This is a genomic window from Ectothiorhodospiraceae bacterium 2226 (assembly GCA_013348725.1).
GTDB lineage: Bacteria > Pseudomonadota > Gammaproteobacteria.
Window position 1 is genome coordinate 1,425,361 of sequence record CP054689.1, and the last position, 14,634, is coordinate 1,439,994.

At 69.3% G+C, this 14,634-nt stretch carries 16 protein-coding genes; 8 read left to right on the top strand and 8 right to left on the bottom strand.

Annotated features, from left to right (window positions below; genetic code table 11):
• Positions 1–56: 56 nt before the first annotated feature.
• From HUS23_06840 to HUS23_06860, 5 genes are all read left to right on the top strand, one after another.
• Positions 57–590 (top strand): hypothetical protein, encoded by a 534-nt coding sequence (locus HUS23_06840; GenBank protein QKT03542.1) that lies wholly within the window; start codon positions 57–59, stop codon positions 588–590.
• Positions 587–1,309 (top strand): nucleotidyl transferase AbiEii/AbiGii toxin family protein, encoded by a 723-nt coding sequence (locus HUS23_06845; GenBank protein QKT03543.1) that lies wholly within the window; start codon positions 587–589, stop codon positions 1,307–1,309. The genes HUS23_06840 and HUS23_06845 overlap by 4 nt, the downstream gene beginning before the upstream one ends.
• A gap of 38 nt (positions 1,310–1,347) precedes the next feature.
• Positions 1,348–1,794, top strand: a complete 447-nt coding sequence (locus tag HUS23_06850) for a cupin domain-containing protein (protein ID QKT03544.1) — start codon at positions 1,348–1,350, stop codon at positions 1,792–1,794.
• 222 nt (positions 1,795–2,016) lie between these two features.
• On the top strand, positions 2,017–4,848 hold the full coding sequence (locus HUS23_06855; GenBank protein QKT03545.1) for an EAL domain-containing protein: 2,832 nt from the start codon (positions 2,017–2,019) through the stop codon (positions 4,846–4,848).
• A 223-nt stretch (positions 4,849–5,071) separates the two neighbouring features.
• Entirely contained in the window at positions 5,072–5,653 is a 582-nt protein-coding gene (locus HUS23_06860; protein ID QKT03546.1) for a carbonic anhydrase, read from the top strand.
• 302 nt (positions 5,654–5,955) lie between these two features.
• Here HUS23_06860 and HUS23_06865 read toward each other — a convergent pair whose 3' ends face one another.
• The 7 genes from HUS23_06865 to HUS23_06895 form a co-directional block, all read right to left on the bottom strand.
• Positions 5,956–7,278 carry a sensor histidine kinase gene (locus HUS23_06865; GenBank protein QKT03547.1) on the bottom strand — a complete coding sequence of 441 codons (1,323 nt, stop codon included), beginning with the start codon at positions 7,276–7,278 and terminating at the stop codon, positions 5,956–5,958.
• On the bottom strand, positions 7,278–7,943 hold the full coding sequence (locus HUS23_06870) for a response regulator transcription factor (GenBank protein ID QKT03548.1): 666 nt from the start codon (positions 7,941–7,943) through the stop codon (positions 7,278–7,280). The genes HUS23_06865 and HUS23_06870 overlap by 1 nt, the downstream gene beginning before the upstream one ends.
• A gap of 3 nt (positions 7,944–7,946) precedes the next feature.
• Complete coding sequence (locus HUS23_06875) at positions 7,947–8,255, bottom strand: PepSY domain-containing protein (GenBank protein QKT03549.1); 309 nt, start codon at positions 8,253–8,255, stop codon at positions 7,947–7,949.
• 89 nt (positions 8,256–8,344) lie between these two features.
• Positions 8,345–8,953 carry a cytochrome b/b6 domain-containing protein gene (locus HUS23_06880; protein ID QKT03550.1) on the bottom strand — a complete coding sequence of 203 codons (609 nt, stop codon included), beginning with the start codon at positions 8,951–8,953 and terminating at the stop codon, positions 8,345–8,347.
• Positions 8,954–9,047: 94 nt separating this feature from the next.
• Positions 9,048–9,695, bottom strand: a complete 648-nt coding sequence (locus tag HUS23_06885; GenBank protein ID QKT03551.1) for a hypothetical protein — start codon at positions 9,693–9,695, stop codon at positions 9,048–9,050.
• Positions 9,696–9,719: 24 nt separating this feature from the next.
• Positions 9,720–11,138, bottom strand: a complete 1,419-nt coding sequence (locus HUS23_06890) for a selenium-binding protein (GenBank protein ID QKT03552.1) — start codon at positions 11,136–11,138, stop codon at positions 9,720–9,722.
• A gap of 201 nt (positions 11,139–11,339) precedes the next feature.
• Positions 11,340–11,888 (bottom strand): lipocalin family protein, encoded by a 549-nt coding sequence (locus tag HUS23_06895; protein ID QKT03553.1) that lies wholly within the window; start codon positions 11,886–11,888, stop codon positions 11,340–11,342.
• 127 nt (positions 11,889–12,015) lie between these two features.
• Between HUS23_06895 and HUS23_06900 the strand changes: the two genes are divergently transcribed.
• Together HUS23_06900 and HUS23_06905 are read left to right on the top strand one after the other, a co-directional pair.
• Complete coding sequence (locus tag HUS23_06900; GenBank protein ID QKT03554.1) at positions 12,016–12,732, top strand: SRPBCC family protein; 717 nt, start codon at positions 12,016–12,018, stop codon at positions 12,730–12,732.
• On the top strand, positions 12,729–13,907 hold the full coding sequence (locus HUS23_06905; protein QKT03555.1) for a glutathione-dependent formaldehyde dehydrogenase: 1,179 nt from the start codon (positions 12,729–12,731) through the stop codon (positions 13,905–13,907). The genes HUS23_06900 and HUS23_06905 overlap by 4 nt, the downstream gene beginning before the upstream one ends.
• Positions 13,908–14,074: 167 nt before the next feature.
• Here HUS23_06905 and HUS23_06910 read toward each other — a convergent pair whose 3' ends face one another.
• On the bottom strand, positions 14,075–14,356 hold the full coding sequence (locus tag HUS23_06910; GenBank protein QKT03556.1) for a pyrimidine/purine nucleoside phosphorylase: 282 nt from the start codon (positions 14,354–14,356) through the stop codon (positions 14,075–14,077).
• A gap of 107 nt (positions 14,357–14,463) precedes the next feature.
• Between HUS23_06910 and HUS23_06915 the strand changes: the two genes are divergently transcribed.
• Positions 14,464–14,622: a YqaE/Pmp3 family membrane protein gene (locus HUS23_06915; GenBank protein QKT03557.1), complete on the top strand. Its 159-nt coding sequence runs from the start codon at positions 14,464–14,466 to the stop codon at positions 14,620–14,622.
• The last annotated feature ends 12 nt before the right edge of the window (positions 14,623–14,634 follow it).

Genomic DNA, 14,634 nt, shown 5'->3' on the forward strand with positions numbered 1-14,634 from the left:
GGATATTTTCGCATTTCGCGAAACGCGAATCATGCGAATAAACCGCGGACTACCACATGGCACGCGCCCGCAACCCACAACCCGCCCTGAAGGCGCAGGACCTCTATCTGGTCCTGGCGCTCGCCGCGCGAGGCCCCACCCCCTCGTCCTATCCTGAGTTGGCGGCCTTCACTGGACTCTCCATGTCCGAAGTGCACGGCGCGCTCAAGCGCGCGCACCAGGCTCAACTCCTGTATTTCGACGACCGTCGGCCCACTTTGATCGCGCCGGCGTTGCGCGAGTTTTTGTTGCACGGCGCGCGCTATGCCTTTCCGGCGGCTCGTGGAAGCATGGTCGCGGGCATGCCGACTGCGCACGCGGCGCCGCCGCTGGTTGAGCACATCGTGTCCGGCGGGGAGCCGCCGCCGGTATGGCCCTATGCCGATGGCACCGTTCGCGGCATCGCACTGTATCCGCTCTATCCTTCGGTACCCGCGGCCGCGCAGCGCAACCAAGCTCTGTACGAGTACCTCGCGCTCTTCGACGCGCTGCGCAGCGGGAACGCGCGGGAACGGGCGTTGGCGCGTGACCTGCTGGATGCCCGGCTATGAGAGCGGACGATCCCAACGTTGTGCTCGTGGAGGCTGTCGCTGGAGGCTTGGGCGATCTTTGCGAGGAACTTGTGTTCGTGGGCGGTTGTGCCGTGAGCTTGCTCATGGACTCGCCTTCGGCGGCGCCGGCTCGGGTCACGCATGATGTGGACCTTGTGGTCAAGGTGGTTGCGCTGCCGGCCTACTATGCCCTGGAGCGCGAGCTCGAACGCAGCGGTTTCAAACGGGATGACGACCCGGATGCGCCGATTTGCCGCTGGCGCCTGGGAGAGGTCATGGTCGATGTAATGCCCTCGGACCCGACCGTCCTCGGCTTTTCGAACCGCTGGTACGCCACGGTTGTTTCGAGGGAACATTTCTTGGTCCGGCTTCCGAGCGGGCGAGGGATACGGCTGATCTCAGCCCCGGGACTGCTCGCCACGAAATTCGAGGCATTCCGCTCGCGCGGCAAGAGCGACGCACTTCAGAGCCACGACCTTGAAGACATCATCAACATCATCGAAGCGCGGCGGAACATTATCGCGGAAGTGGGCGCATCAGATGCCGCCGTGCGCGAATACATTAAGGAACAGGTGGCCGACCTGGTTCAGGACAGAGGCTTTGCCCACGCGCTCCCGGGCTTGATCACGTTCGACGATATTTATCAGGACCGCCTTGACGCGGTGCGCGGGCGACTCGCCGCCCTCGCCCAGCTTGAGAACGGAGGTTCCACGGAATGATCACTCGCAGAACCCTCACGGCTGCCATACCGAGGAGCATGTCGCTAGCCTTGGTTCTCGTTTCCACGGCCAGCATGGCCCACCCCGGCCCCGAAGTCGTGCCGCCCGCCGAGCGCGAGCGCGCGGCGGCGCTGGCGGCGCAGGGGCCGGCGGAGAACCGGGGCATCGAGGATGTGTCGCGGCTGGGGGGCGTGGACCTCGGGCGCGAGTTCGAGGGGCTGGCGGGGCGCGAGCTGCGCGCGCGCGAGATCGTGATCGCGCCGGGCGGGGTGATCGGCGTGCACGAACACGACCGACGCCCGGGCATGGCGTACATCCTGGAAGGTGAGATCGTGGAGCACCGCAGCGATGCGCAGGAACCGCTGCTGCGGCGCGCGGGCGAGGCGGCCTTCGAGTGGAGCGGCGTGGTGCACTGGTGGGAGAACCGCTCGAACACGCCGGTGCGCGCGCTGGTGGTGGATATCGTGCCGGCCGAGGCGCGCTAGTAGGACCTTAGCGTTCCAGCCGAGCGGCGCCACGCGCGGTTGATGCTTTGGCTCGCGTCCGGTGGCGCGCGGCGATCGTCATGGCGGCACATCGCCGGGCCGCGCAGGCGCCCGATTTGGGCCGCGCGCGCATACGCGTTGCCCGCCCTTTTGCGAAACGATAGTCTGAGCACTGACCGTTTCTGATTCCGGGCAGGAGGCCCCGCAAGCCCAGGGGGCGCTTTGGCTCGATCGGCTATTGCTACACCTCCCCGCTTTCTAAAAGACCTGCTTGGCTGGTTGGCCGTCGCCGCCGGCTTCGTGGTTGCCGCGCGGCTCGGCGCACTGCTCATCGTGCAGCCGACCGAACTCAACAACTGGATGCCCATCTGGTTCCCCGCGGGGGTCGGTTTTGCGGCGGTCTATGCATGGGGCCCACGTGTCTGGCCCGGCATCTTCCTCGGCGCGTTGGTGACGGGGCTGTGGGCTGCCGTGCCGCCGCTTGTCGCAGCGCTGATCGGCCTCGGCAACGTTGTCGAGGCGCTGGTCGCGGTGTATCTGGTACGGCGCTTGGGCGGGCCGCTCCTGCTGGCGCATGTGCGCGGCGTGCTCGCCTTCGCGGCCGCGGCGGTGGTGGGCGCCGCGCTCAGCGCGTCGCTCGGGCTGGCGGCGCTGCTCGCCGGCGGCCTCGCCACAAGCACCGCAATCGGCTTGATGTGGTGGCAGTGGCTGTTCGGCAACGTCGCCGGGGTGTTCGTGCTCGCGCCGCTGCTGCTCGCCTGGAAGCGCAGCCCGCGCGTGGAAAAGGTGAACGGCGCCGAGGCGGTGCTCATTGTCGGCCTCGCGGTGCTAAGCGCACAGGCGATGTTCGGCGGTTGGACCGCCTCGGGGGCGCTACCGCTTAGTTTCGCCACGGTCCCGCTGCTGGTGTGGGCCGCGTTTCGCCTAGGGCTCGGCGGCACGGCGGCGGTCATCCTCACGCTGACCTTCATCGCGGCATGGAACACCGCGGCCGGGCGCGGCCCCTTCATGCACGAGAACGGCATCGCGAGCATGCTGCTGCTGCAGACCTACGTGGGCATTACCAGCTTCCTCGGTTTGATGTTCGCGGCGGTGATCGGCGAGAACGAGCGGGTGCGCCACCTCCAGCAACGCACGGTGCGGGATCTCGAACGGCGGGTGGACGAGCGTACCGACGCGCTGCGTGCGGCCAACCGCTCGCTGCACACCGAGATGGCCGAACGCGCCCGCGCGCAGCGCATCAGCAGCGGCCATGCGCGGGTATTGGAGCTGCTCGCCACCGGCCGCCCGCTGGAGGATGTGCTGCACCGGCTGTGCACCGAGACGCAGGCGGCGGCGCCGGGCGTGCTGTGCTCCATCCTGCTGCTGGATGCGGACGGGCGCCGTTTGCATCACGCCGCTGCGCCCAGCCTGCCGGGGTTTTACCGCCGCGCGATCGACGGGATCGAGATCGGGCCGGGGGTGGGCTCCTGCGGGACGGCGGCGGCGACCGGCGCCCGCGTGGTCATCGCCGACATCGCCAGCCACCCCTACTGGGCGGGGCTGCGCGAGCTGACCGCCCGGGCCGGGCTGCGCGCCTGTTGGTCGGAACCGATCAAGGCGCAGGACGGCGCGGTGCTCGGCAGCTTCGCGCTCTATTACCGCCAGCCGCGGGGTCCCGAGCCGTTCGAGCTCGAGTTGCTCGGCGGAGCGGCGCACCTCGCGGGCATCGCGATCGAGCGCAAACGCGACGAGCAGCGGCTCTACCAACTGGCGAACCACGATCCGCTGACCGGCCTGCTGAACCGCCCCGCCTTCCTGGCGGGGGTCGACCAGGCGCTCGGTGCCGCACGGCGGCAGGGCGTGCGCGCGGCGCTGCTGTTTCTGGATCTGGACAACTTCAAGCTGGTCAACGACACGCTCGGCCACGAGGCGGGCGATCAGCTCCTGCAGGAGGTCGCCCGCCGCCTGCAGGCGCCGCTGCGCAGCCACGACCTGGTTGCCCGCCTCGGCGGCGACGAGTTCACCGTGCTGTGCGAGCTGGCGCATTCGGGCGACGGACGCGCGGTGGCCGACAAGCTGCTGGACACCCTCGCGCCGCCGCTGGTGCTGGGCGGTCACGAGTTCGCCGTGAAGGGCAGCATCGGCATCAGCGTGTTTCCCGACGACGGCACCACCGCGGCCGAGTTGCTGAAGCACGCCGACGTGGCCATGTACCGCGCCAAGGAAGCGGGCGGCGACACTGCGCACTACTTCACCGCGGACATGAACGCACGCACGCAGGCCCGTCTGCGCATCGAGCACGAACTGCGCGCGGCGCTGACGCGCGAGGAGTTCTGCCTGCACTTCCAACCGCAGTGGCATCTGGCCAGCGGCGCCTTGGTCGGGCTGGAGGCGCTGGTGCGCTGGAACCACCCCGAGCGCGGGCTGGTGGGCCCGGCCGAGTTCATTGCCGCCGCGGAGGCCAACGGCCTCATCGTGCCGCTGGGCAACTGGGTGCTGCGCGCCGCCTGCGCGCAAGTCGCCGCGTGGCGGGCGCGCGGTCTGCCGTTGGTGCGGTTGGCGGTCAACCTCTCGCCGCGCCAGCTCCTCCACGAGGACGTCGCGGACGTGGTGGCCCGCGCGCTGCACGAGACCGGTCTGCCCGCGCAAAGCCTGGAACTGGAGCTGACCGAGACCGCGCTGATGGAGAACGTGGACGAGTCGGTGGCGGTGCTGCACGCACTGCGGGCGCAGGGCGTGCAGCTCGCCATCGACGACTTTGGCACCGGCTATTCGTCGCTGGCGCACCTCAAGCGCCTGCCGATCGGGCGCCTGAAGATCGACCGCGGCTTCGTGCGCGACCTCACCACCAACCCCGACGACGCGGCGATCGTGTCGGCCACCATCGCCCTCGGCCACAGCCTGCACCGCCAGGTCATCGCCGAAGGCGTGGAGAGCGACGAGCAGTTGCAGTTCCTCAAGGACGCCGGCTGCGACGAGGTTCAGGGCTACTTCCTCAGCCGCCCGCTACCGGCGACGGACATCCCGGCGCTGCTGGTCGCGTCCCGGACGCGCGACAAAGCCTGCTCCTAGGGCCGCCCAACACGGCGCGGATGGTCGGACTCTTCACACCGCAACAGCGCTATTTTTTGTTGCGCGCACGCGCAACGGCTCGGCCCGGCGGAGCGTCGAGCCGCCGCCCGATGCACTCCCCACTTTCCCCATAAGCCCATAGCCAAGCGCCGCTACTCCGCCCGTCGACGGGTGGGCGCTCGCCTATGCTAGGAAGGTGGGCCAGCCGCGGGAGGAACGTCCGATGAGCCAGATCGTAGAGGAAGTAATGGCCGCCAACGCGGCCTATGCCAAGGACTTCGGCGACAAGGGCAAACTCGCCATGCCGCCGGCGCGCCACTTTGCCATCCTCACCTGCATGGACGCGCGCCTGGACCCGGCCAAGTACGCGGGTCTCGCCGAGGGCGACGCGCACGTGATTCGCAACGCCGGTGGGCGCGCGAGCGATGACGCGATCCGCTCGCTGGTGATCTCGCACAAGCTGCTCGGCACGCGCGAGTGGTTCGTGATCCACCACACCGACTGTGGCATGGAGACCTTCACCAACGAGGTGATGGCCGAGCTGCTCACGAACAGCCTGGACACGGCCAGCATCGATGCGCAGGGATGGCACGACACGGGCAAAGGCCCCGGCTCGATCGAGGGTCGCTACATCAATTGGCTGACCATCAAGGACCAGGCGGCCAGCGTGGTGGAGGACGTCAAGCGCATCAAGGCGCACCCGCTGGTGCCGCACGACATTCCGGTGTACGGCTACATCTACGACTGCAAGAGCGGGCAGCTGCAGGAAGTGAGTAAGGCGACCGAGATCGGCAGGGCCGCGTAGGCGCTCGTTCGCGGAGCTCGCCTGCGCCGAGGCGCGACGATTTGCGCCCCCCGCCTGCTGGCGCAGGCGGCCCTCCCCCTCACCCCCTCCCGCCAGCGGGAGGGGGGATCAAAGCTGCAGGCGCCCTGGACTGTCCCCTACCGTGACGCGAGGGGGATGCAGAATGGGAGGCGGCTACTTCGGGGAATTCGCGCGTTCAAAGGCACGACGATTTGCGCCCTCCCTCGCGTTCGCGGGGGAGGGTCGGGGGGGGCCGCGGCGTAGCCGCGGGGGGTCCTGTGACGTGCCCCGCCTGCGGGCGCCTACCGTCCCGCGCCGGAGATATGCAGCGTGACGGACAGGCCGCCAAGCGCGGACGAGCGGCCGTACGCGACGCGGCCTTCGTACTGATCGACCACGTCGTGCACGATCGCGAGGCCGAGGCCGTGGCCGGGGGTCTGCTCGTCGAGGCGCACGCCGGGCTGGCCGAGGCGCGCGTAGGCCTCCGGCGCCACGCCCGGGCCGTCATCCTCGATCACCGCGTCCAGATCTCGGCCCTGGCGCACGCTCACCCGCACGCGTGCGGCGGCCCACTTGCAGGCGTTGTCGAGTAGATTGCCGAACAGCTCGAGCATGTCTTCGGCGTCGAGCGGCGCGGGCTCACCGCGCACGTCCAGGTCAATGGTCACGCGCCCCTCGTACAGGCGCTGCAGGGCCTCGGCGAGCGGCGGCAGTTCCGCGCGCGCATCGAAGCCCGCGCCGGGTTGGTCGCGACCGGCCAGTCGCGCGCGGCGCAGTTCGCGCTCGACCGTGCGGTGCATCGTCGCCAAGGGCGCGCGCAGCGCCTCGGCGGTGGCGTGGTCGCCGCGCGCAGCGGTCTCGTCGGCGATCTGACCGAGCACCGCGAGCGGCGTCTTGAGCGCGTGACTCAAGTTACCGAGCGCGCGCCGCTGGCGCGCGAGGCGCCGGCCGTGGTGGCGCACCAGGCGGTTGATGGCCTCCACCAGCGGCTCGATCTCGCGCGGCGCCCGCAGCTCGACCGGGGCGGGCGCGCCGCGCTCCAGCGAGCGGCAGGCGGCCACCGCGGCATCCACCGGGCGCAGCGCGCGGCGGATCACCAGCAGCTGCAACAACAGCACCAGCACCACCGCCGCCAGCATGGCGCCGAGCAGTTGCCGCTCCAGGCGCGCCACGGTCCGCTCCATGGCGCTCACGTCCTCGGCCACGGCGATGGTGACCGCCTGCCCCGCCACTTGGTAGCCGCGGCTGAGGACCAGCAGGGTCTGATCGAGCGGCCCGGGCAGGCGCGCGGTGCGCGCTTCACCCGGCACGAGCGCGGCGAGCGGCAGGTCCTCGTCCCACAGCGAGCGCGAACGCAGCACGGCATCGCCCGTGTCGATGCGAAAGTAATGCCCCGACAGGGGGCGTTCGTAGATGATCCCGACGCTGCCGGCGAACAATTCGACCGGCTCGGCGGCGGCCAACAGGCGCGCGTACAGCGTGTCGGCGTCGTGCTCCAGGCGGGTGAGCACGTAGTCCTCGACCAGGGCGCCCGGGATCACGCGCAGGCCCGCCGCCTGCAGCGCCAACAGCGCCAGCAGGCCGGCGCCGATCAGCAGCGTGAGGTGGCCCTTGAGGGAGCGCATCAGGCGTCCGCCCGGAGCACGTAGCCCTGCCCGCGGCGGGTTTCGATCAGCCCGGGGCCGAGCTTCTCGCGCAGGCGGCGCACGTAGACCTCCAGCACGTTGCTGTCGCGCTCGCTGTCGTACTCGTACAGGTGTTCGGAGAGCCGCGTCTTGGACAGCACCTGCCCCGGGTGGCGCAGGAAGTAGCGCAGCAGGCGGTATTCGGTGGCGGTGAGCGCCAGGGTCTCATCGTGCGCGTTCAGCAGGCACTGACGCGTCTCGTCCAGGCGCCAGGGGCCGACCGTGAGCTGCACGTCGTGCACCGGCGCGGCGCGGCGCAGCAGCGCGTGGACGCGGGCAATTAATTCCTCGGTGTGAAAGGGTTTGCCGAGGTAGTCGTCGGCGCCGGCCTGCAGGCCCTCCACCCGCTCGCGCCAGCCGTCGCGCGCGGTGAGGATCAACACCGGCAGGGTAAGGCCTGCGCCGCGCCAGGCGCGCAGGATGTCGAGCCCGGGTATCTCGGGCAGGCCCAGGTCGAGGATGACCAGATCGTAGGGCTCGGTCTCGCCCAGGTGGCGGCCGTCGATGCCGCCGCTGGCGAGATCGACGGCGAAGCCTTCCTTGGTGAGGCGCTGGCGCAGCCGCGGCCCCAGGTCTGCATCATCCTCGACGAGGAGTACCCGCATCGGTCAGTCCTTGATCTTACGCTTCAGCACCTCGCCGCTGGCCGCGTCCAGCTCCAGCTTGTGCACCTGGCCTTGCGCGTCGAGGATCTTGAGTTCGTAAACGTAGCGGCCGTCCTCGCGCTCGAGCTCGGCCTCGATCAAGTGCCCGGCCTGCGCCTTGCGGGCGTGCGCCAGGATGTCCTCCATTGCCAGGATCTGGCCGCTTTCGCGCAGTTGATACACCTCGTTGTGGCGCAGGTCGCTGGCGAGCGCGGCACCGCCGGCGAGCAGGGACGCGGTGAGGGTGGCAACCAACAGGGTCTTCGCTTTCATCGTGGCATTCTCCATTGAATGGATCGGGTTGGAAACGGGCAGCCGGTCACTGCTCTAGGGAAGGTCTGAATAAATCCATCCTGGATTTTTCAGACCACGCAAAGCGTGGTGCTTTTTGACTTCGCATCGCCGCGCGCCGGCTTGTTGCCCGTGAACATCGCGCGGACGAGGTTTTCGCGGTGCAGCAGGCTTTCCACCAGCACACCGGCGATATGCAGCAGCACGAGCACCAGCAGCAGATTGGCCAGCACCTCGTGCGTTTCCTCCAGGGTCTCGGCGAGCCAGTGCGGGCTGCCCGCGAGCAGGCCCGCCAGCGGCCCGGCGCCCTCCTCCACCGCGAGGGTCGCCATGCCGGTGAGCGCCATGAGGGGAATCGCCACCAGCAGCGCAAGGATCATCAGGCCACCGGCGGGGTTGTGGCCTAGGTGGCGCGCGGCGCGACCGCGCAGCAGGTCACCGAGGTAGCGCAGCGCCACACGCGGCGGGCGCACGAAATCTGAGAAGCGCGCGCGACGCGAACCGATCAGGCCCCAGGGGAGGCGCACCAGCACGATGGCGAAGGCGGCGTAGCCGGCCAGCGTGTGCAGATCGAGTAACTCGTCGCCCGAGAGGTAGGCGATGGTGAATGCCAGGGCCAGCCCCCAGTGCAGCGTCCGCACCAAGGGGTCCCACACCCGAATCTCCGCGTTCCGTTGCATCGCCTTGCCCTCCGCCTTGTCGACCATGGAGCGCATTGTGGCGAGGCAAGCTGAAGTGAAGCTGAACAACAAGACGGTGAGTGATCGGGTCTGCTCAGGGCAGCAGCGCGATGACCCCGACCAGGATCAGGAACACGGCCCACACCACATCGATGTTGAACCAGCTCTGGCGCAGCAGGCGCAGGCCGAGGTAGCGGTACACCACCCAGGCGAGCGCGCCGGCGGTGAGGATCATGAAGCCGGTGTGCACCAGGGTGACCAGCGCGGCGCTGCCGAGCCCCGGCGGCATCAGGTGCGGCAGGTGGCCGAGGTGGCCGAGGCTCTCGTCGCCTGCCGCGTGCGCGTGTTCGAGGTCGAGCAGAAAGGGCGCGACCATGAGGCCCGCGCCGTGACTGGTGGCCATGAGGAAGGACCACAGCACCAGGTGGCGCGGGCCGATGCGCGCCAGGATGCGCGGGTGGCGCGGCACTAAGAGTTTGTAGAGCCCGAGGCCGATGAGCAGCACACCCACCGCGATGGCGAGCGGGCGCAGGTTCAGCATGTAGAGCGACAGCAGCGACAGCGGCAGCAGCACCACGCCGATGGCCAGCAGATGCCCGGCGGCGAGCGGCGGCAGGGCGCGCCACACGCCGCCGGCGCGCCCTGCCTGCATGCCGTTCGAGACCGCGAACAGCCAGCCCATGGCCGGGTTCAGGCCATGGAACACGCCCAGCCCGACGATGGCGAGCCAGGCGTGCCACACGGCCGTCGCCCTCGCCGGCGCGCCTCAATGCACCGAGGGGTAGCAGAACGAATCGGTGGAGCTGTCGCCGCCCTCCAGGCGCACCTGGTGCGCGCGGTAGCCGTCGGGGAACGCCACGTAGAAGTCCTCGTTCAGGCGCAGCCCGCCGTTCGGGTCGGCATCGCACATCACCTGCACACCCGGTATGCCCTCGGGATAGAACTGCTCGTCCCAGGTGCTGTACAGCGAGTTGGTGAAGTACACCCGCTCGCCGTCGCGGCTGATCTCCACCATCTGCGGCCCGCCGCCGAACGCGCGCCCGTTGGGGTGCTTGGCGTGGCGCGCGATGCCGCCGATCTCGACCTTGCCGGCGAGCGTGGGGTGATGCGGGTCGCTCACGTCGTACTGGTGCAGCTCGCCGAGGCCCCAGCAGGAGACGTACAGGAAGCGGTCGTCCAGCGAGAGGTCGATGTCGGTGATCAGCGCCGGCACCGCCGAGAAGCCCTTCAGCAGCTCGGGCAGCTCGTCGGGCGAGGCCGCCGCGGGCGGGATGTCGATCACCTTCTTGGCCTGGAACTCGCGATCGGTGGGCTGATCCTTGTACCAGAGCCAGATTTCGCCGTTGAGGTTCTCGGTGTTCACCACCACGCCGACGAAACCGTACTGCTGCGCCGGCTCGTGCGCGGGGCGCACCTCCAGCGCCATCTGGTGGTTGGCGCCGAGGTCCAGGGTCTGCGTGATGCGGCGGGTGCCGAGGTCCCAGAAGTGCAGCCGGTGGCCGTACTTGTTGCTGAGCAGGTCCTCGGGCACCAGCCCGCCCTCGAACTGCGGCGGCAGCGCCCACTCGCTGGAGATGGCGACGTGCTGGGCGATGTGCCACCAGAAGTCGTAGGCGAGGCGCTGCTCGCCGTGGTCCATTTCCCACGGGCCGAGGATGTCGAAAGTCTCGCAGTCCATGAGGAAGATGCCGGCGGGGCCTTCGTCGCCGTTCGGGCCCTTGCCGCCCAGGCAGCTGACGTAGATGCCTTCGGGGCCGCAGTGGGTGGTGTGCGGGCGCGAGTAGCCGGTCTTGCGCATCACCTCCTCCGGCTCGATGGTCTTCACAATGCGTGCCTGGGTCGGATCGGGCTTGGTGTCGATGATGTAGATGCGCGAGGAGCGAATGCCGGGCACCACCAGGTAGCGGCGCTCGACGAACGGGTGCCCGCTCAGCGGGCACAGCATGGAACTGCAGGCATTCCAGCCGAAGTGGTGCAGCTCGTCGCCGACGTGCGGCAGCACCACCTGGTGCACGATCTGGCCGTACTGGGCGGAGTCGGGGTTGAGGTCGACGACGGACAGCGCGTCGGGACGCGAGCCGTCGGTGCACAGGTTGGCGGTGTAGCCGAAGGTCTCGCGGGGAGCCTCCATCGCCAGCTTGGGCGAGGGGTAGAACGTGGGATCGGGGCGTAAGCGCGTAGCCATCGCCAATCCTCCTCTGCGGGGACGATTGTGGGTGATCCAGGCACCCTGGCCGACGCTCGCGCCGCGCAGGGTGCGCGGGATTCAGCGGCAACGCTTCCTCGGCGGGGGCACAGGCGAAAGGTCGTCTGCGCGCGGGGTCGGGGAATCGTCTTTGAGTATAGAGGGTGCGGCAGCAGCGACTGCACGGCAGGCGCAGAAAAGTTATGGATTCGTGTGGCGGGTGTTCTCGAATGCGGCCGGGTCGTACCCCTGGGCGCGCAGGCGCCGGTCGATGTGCGCGCGCAGCTCGGACGAGAGCGCCGGGCGGCGGGCCAGGATCCAGCCGTAGCGGCGGTTGGGGTTGCCGACCACGGCGTACTCGTAGTCGTCGCCGAGTTCGAGGATCCAGTAGTCGTTCCACAGGAGCGGCCGGCCGAGGAAGCTGACGAAACTGACCTCGAGCTTGCCGGCCTCCGCGCCCTCCACCGGACGCGCGGTGCCGCTGGCGCTGTCCTCCTCGCCCTCGGCCGTGTAGCAGCGATTGAGTACCACCAGGCGGTCGTCGGGCAAGCGGGTGTAGGTCGCGGTGACGTCGCGCACGCACTTGCGCTGGAAGCGGTTGGGAATGCGCGCGATCTCGTACCACTCGCCCGCGTAGCGGTCGAGATCGACCTGCTCTACCGCGGTGGGCGGTGGCCCATCGCCCCGCCCGCAGGCCGCCAGCCAGAGCCCCGCACCCACCAGCAGTGTCACCGCGATCGGTCGAAACATCCTCGGCAGCCTCCGTCTCTCTCGCTCAGTATGGCAGGGCGCGCAGGCGCCGCCGGGCCGCCTTGACCCCCTCGCCCGCCCCGCCTATAGCTTTCGGACCCATGACGCTATGCAGGGAGGCAAGGCGATGGCCAAACAGGCTCAGGACCGGCACGCGCGCAACATCGGCACGCCGGAGCGGATCTTCTCACTCGCCGGCGGCGGCTGGCTCGCGCTGAAGGGACTGCGGCGCCGCTCGCTGACCGGCACCTTGCTGGCCGCCGCGGGCGCCACGCTGCTCTACCGCGGCAGCACCGGTCACTCGGCGCTCTATCGCCGGCTGCACATCGACACCCTCACCGACACCCGGGAGATCCGCTTCAGCAAGGCGGTCACCGTGAACGCACCGCCGGGCGAGGTGTACGGCTATTGGCGCGACGTGGAGAACTTCCCGCGCTTTCTGAGCCATATCCGCAAGGTGCGCGCGCTAAGCAACACCCGCTCGCACTGGATTACCGAGACGCCGACCGGGCGCACCGGCCCGCAGTGGGATTCGGAGATCATCGAGGACGTGCCCAACCAGCGCATCGTCTGGCGCTCGCTCGAGGGCGGCGGACTGTACAACACCGGCAGCGTGAGCTTCCGGCCCGCACCCGGCCACCGCGGCACCGAGGTGCTCCTGGAACTCGAGTACCGGCCGCCGCGCGGCACGGTGACGCTGTCCAAGCTGATGGTGCCGCTCAGCGAGCGCGTCCTGGCCGAGGACCTGCGCCGCTTCAAGCGCATGGTCGAGCTCGGCAAACTGCCGACCACCCAGGGCCAACCGGTGGGCCGCGAGCAGGCCGCGGCAGGGGGTGCGGCATGAGGGCGGTCTGCTGGAACGGGCCCGAGGACGTGCGCGTCGAGCAGGTGCCCGACCCGAGCATCCTGCATCCGCGCGACGCCATCCTGAAGATCACCAGCACCGCCATCTGCGGCTCGGACCTGCACCTGTACGGCGGCTTCATGCCCGGCATGCGCCGCGGCGACATCCTCGGCCACGAGTTCATGGGCGAGGTGGTGGAGGTGGGGCCGGACGTGGAGAACCTTGCCAAGGGCGACCGGGTGGTGGTGCCGTTCACCATCACCTGTGGGCGCTGCCACTACTGCGCGACCGGGCGGGGTTCGCTGTGCGACAACTCCAACCCCAACGCCTGGATGGCCGAGAAGGCGTTCGGCTACTCACCGGCCGGGCTGTACGGCTACACCCATGTGCTCGGCGGCTACGCCGGCGGGCAGGCCGAGTACGTGCGCGTGCCCTTCGCCGACTCGGGTCCGCTGAAGGTGCCGGAGAGCCTGCCGGATGAGAAGGTGCTGTTTCTGTCCGACATTCTGCCCACCGGCTACCAGGCGGCAGTGAATTGCGACATCAAGGATGGCGATGCAGTGGCGGTGTGGGGCGCCGGGCCGGTCGGGCTGTTCGCCATCCAGAGCGCACTGCTGCTCGGGGCCGAACGGGTGGTGGCGATCGACTTGGTGCCCGAGCGCCTGGCGCAAGCGAAGGCCCTGGGCAACGGCCAGGTCGAGACCCTGCACTACGAGAACGACAGCGTGCTGGAGGCCCTGGACGAGATCACCGGCGGGCGCGGCCCCGATGCCTGCATCGAGGCGGTGGGCATGGAGGCGCACGGCATGGGTCTGACCGGCTGGTACGACAAGACCAAGCAAGGCCTGATGCTGGAGACCGACCGGCCCACCGCGCTGCGCCAGGCCATCCTCGCCTGCGGCAAGGGCGGCACCGTATCGATCCCCGGCGTGTTCGGCGGCTTCATCGACAAGCTGCCGATGGGCGCGGCGTTCAACAAGAGCCTGACCTTCAAGATGGGGCAGACCCATGTGCCCACCTTCATGCCGGAGTTGCTGCGACGCATCGAGCGTGAGGAGATCGACCCCTCGTTCGTGATCAGCCACGAGGTCCCGCTAGACCAGGCGCCGGAAGCCTATCGCCTGTTCCGCGACAAGCAGGACGGCTGCACCAAGGTGGTATTGAAGCCGCACTGAGCGCTTCCTTGCGCGCGGCCCGCGCGTGTGCGTGACGGCTAACTCGCGTTCATTGGGCCCCCTCGCGCGCGAGGGAGCGCGCCGCCTTCATTCTTATCCCCCTCCCGCGAGCGGGAGGGGGCGAGGGGGAGGGCCGCCCGCGCGTGCGGAGGGCTGCGCGCAACCGCTCAGCCGTACAGGCAGAGATACGCCGTCTCGACCTCGACCTGCACGCCGAACTTGGCCTTGCCGGGCACCTGGAAACGCTCGCCTTCGCGGTAGGTGCGCCACTCGCTCTCGCCCGGCTGGCGGATGGTGAGCGCGCCGCTCACCACCTGCACGGTCTCCGGCGCATCGGTGCCGAACTCGTACGCCCCCGGCGCCATCACGCCCACCGTGGCGGGCAGGCGCTCGGTCTGGAAGGCGATCGACACGACCTTGCTGTCGAAGTACTCGTTGATCTTGAACATGCGCCCGCTCCGGTTAGAAAAGGCGGCGCAGTATGCCACGGGGCCGGCCGCCCGACTATGCTTCTGGCGAGGGCGCGGCGCGCCCGCCGCTCCCATGGAGACCGTACATGGACGTACTGCGTATCCTGATCGCCATTCTGTTGCCCCCCCTCGGGGTGTTTCTGCAGGTCGGCATCGGCCTGCACTTCTGGATCAACATCCTGCTGACGCTGCTCGGCTATGTGCCGGGCATCATCCATGCCATTTGGGTGATCGTGAGCCGCTGAGCCACGGCCGGC

What these genes read in the sequence shown, in the direction of transcription:
- HUS23_06840 (QKT03542.1), top strand. Translation starts at nt 57, where the DNA reads ATGGCACGCGCCCGCAACCCACAACCCGCCCTGAAGGCGCAGGACCTC.
- HUS23_06845 (QKT03543.1), top strand. Translation starts at nt 587, where the DNA reads ATGAGAGCGGACGATCCCAACGTTGTGCTCGTGGAGGCTGTCGCTGGA.
- HUS23_06850 (QKT03544.1), top strand. Translation starts at nt 1,348, where the DNA reads ATGTCGCTAGCCTTGGTTCTCGTTTCCACGGCCAGCATGGCCCACCCC.
- HUS23_06860 (QKT03546.1), top strand. Translation starts at nt 5,072, where the DNA reads ATGAGCCAGATCGTAGAGGAAGTAATGGCCGCCAACGCGGCCTATGCC.
- HUS23_06865 (QKT03547.1), bottom strand. Translation starts at nt 7,278, where the DNA reads ATGCGCTCCCTCAAGGGCCACCTCACGCTGCTGATCGGCGCCGGCCTG.
- HUS23_06870 (QKT03548.1), bottom strand. Translation starts at nt 7,943, where the DNA reads ATGCGGGTACTCCTCGTCGAGGATGATGCAGACCTGGGGCCGCGGCTG.
- HUS23_06875 (QKT03549.1), bottom strand. Translation starts at nt 8,255, where the DNA reads ATGAAAGCGAAGACCCTGTTGGTTGCCACCCTCACCGCGTCCCTGCTC.
- HUS23_06880 (QKT03550.1), bottom strand. Translation starts at nt 8,953, where the DNA reads ATGCAACGGAACGCGGAGATTCGGGTGTGGGACCCCTTGGTGCGGACG.
- HUS23_06890 (QKT03552.1), bottom strand. Translation starts at nt 11,138, where the DNA reads ATGGCTACGCGCTTACGCCCCGATCCCACGTTCTACCCCTCGCCCAAG.
- HUS23_06895 (QKT03553.1), bottom strand. Translation starts at nt 11,888, where the DNA reads ATGTTTCGACCGATCGCGGTGACACTGCTGGTGGGTGCGGGGCTCTGG.
- HUS23_06900 (QKT03554.1), top strand. Translation starts at nt 12,016, where the DNA reads ATGGCCAAACAGGCTCAGGACCGGCACGCGCGCAACATCGGCACGCCG.
- HUS23_06905 (QKT03555.1), top strand. Translation starts at nt 12,729, where the DNA reads ATGAGGGCGGTCTGCTGGAACGGGCCCGAGGACGTGCGCGTCGAGCAG.
- HUS23_06910 (QKT03556.1), bottom strand. Translation starts at nt 14,356, where the DNA reads ATGTTCAAGATCAACGAGTACTTCGACAGCAAGGTCGTGTCGATCGCC.
- HUS23_06915 (QKT03557.1), top strand. Translation starts at nt 14,464, where the DNA reads ATGGACGTACTGCGTATCCTGATCGCCATTCTGTTGCCCCCCCTCGGG.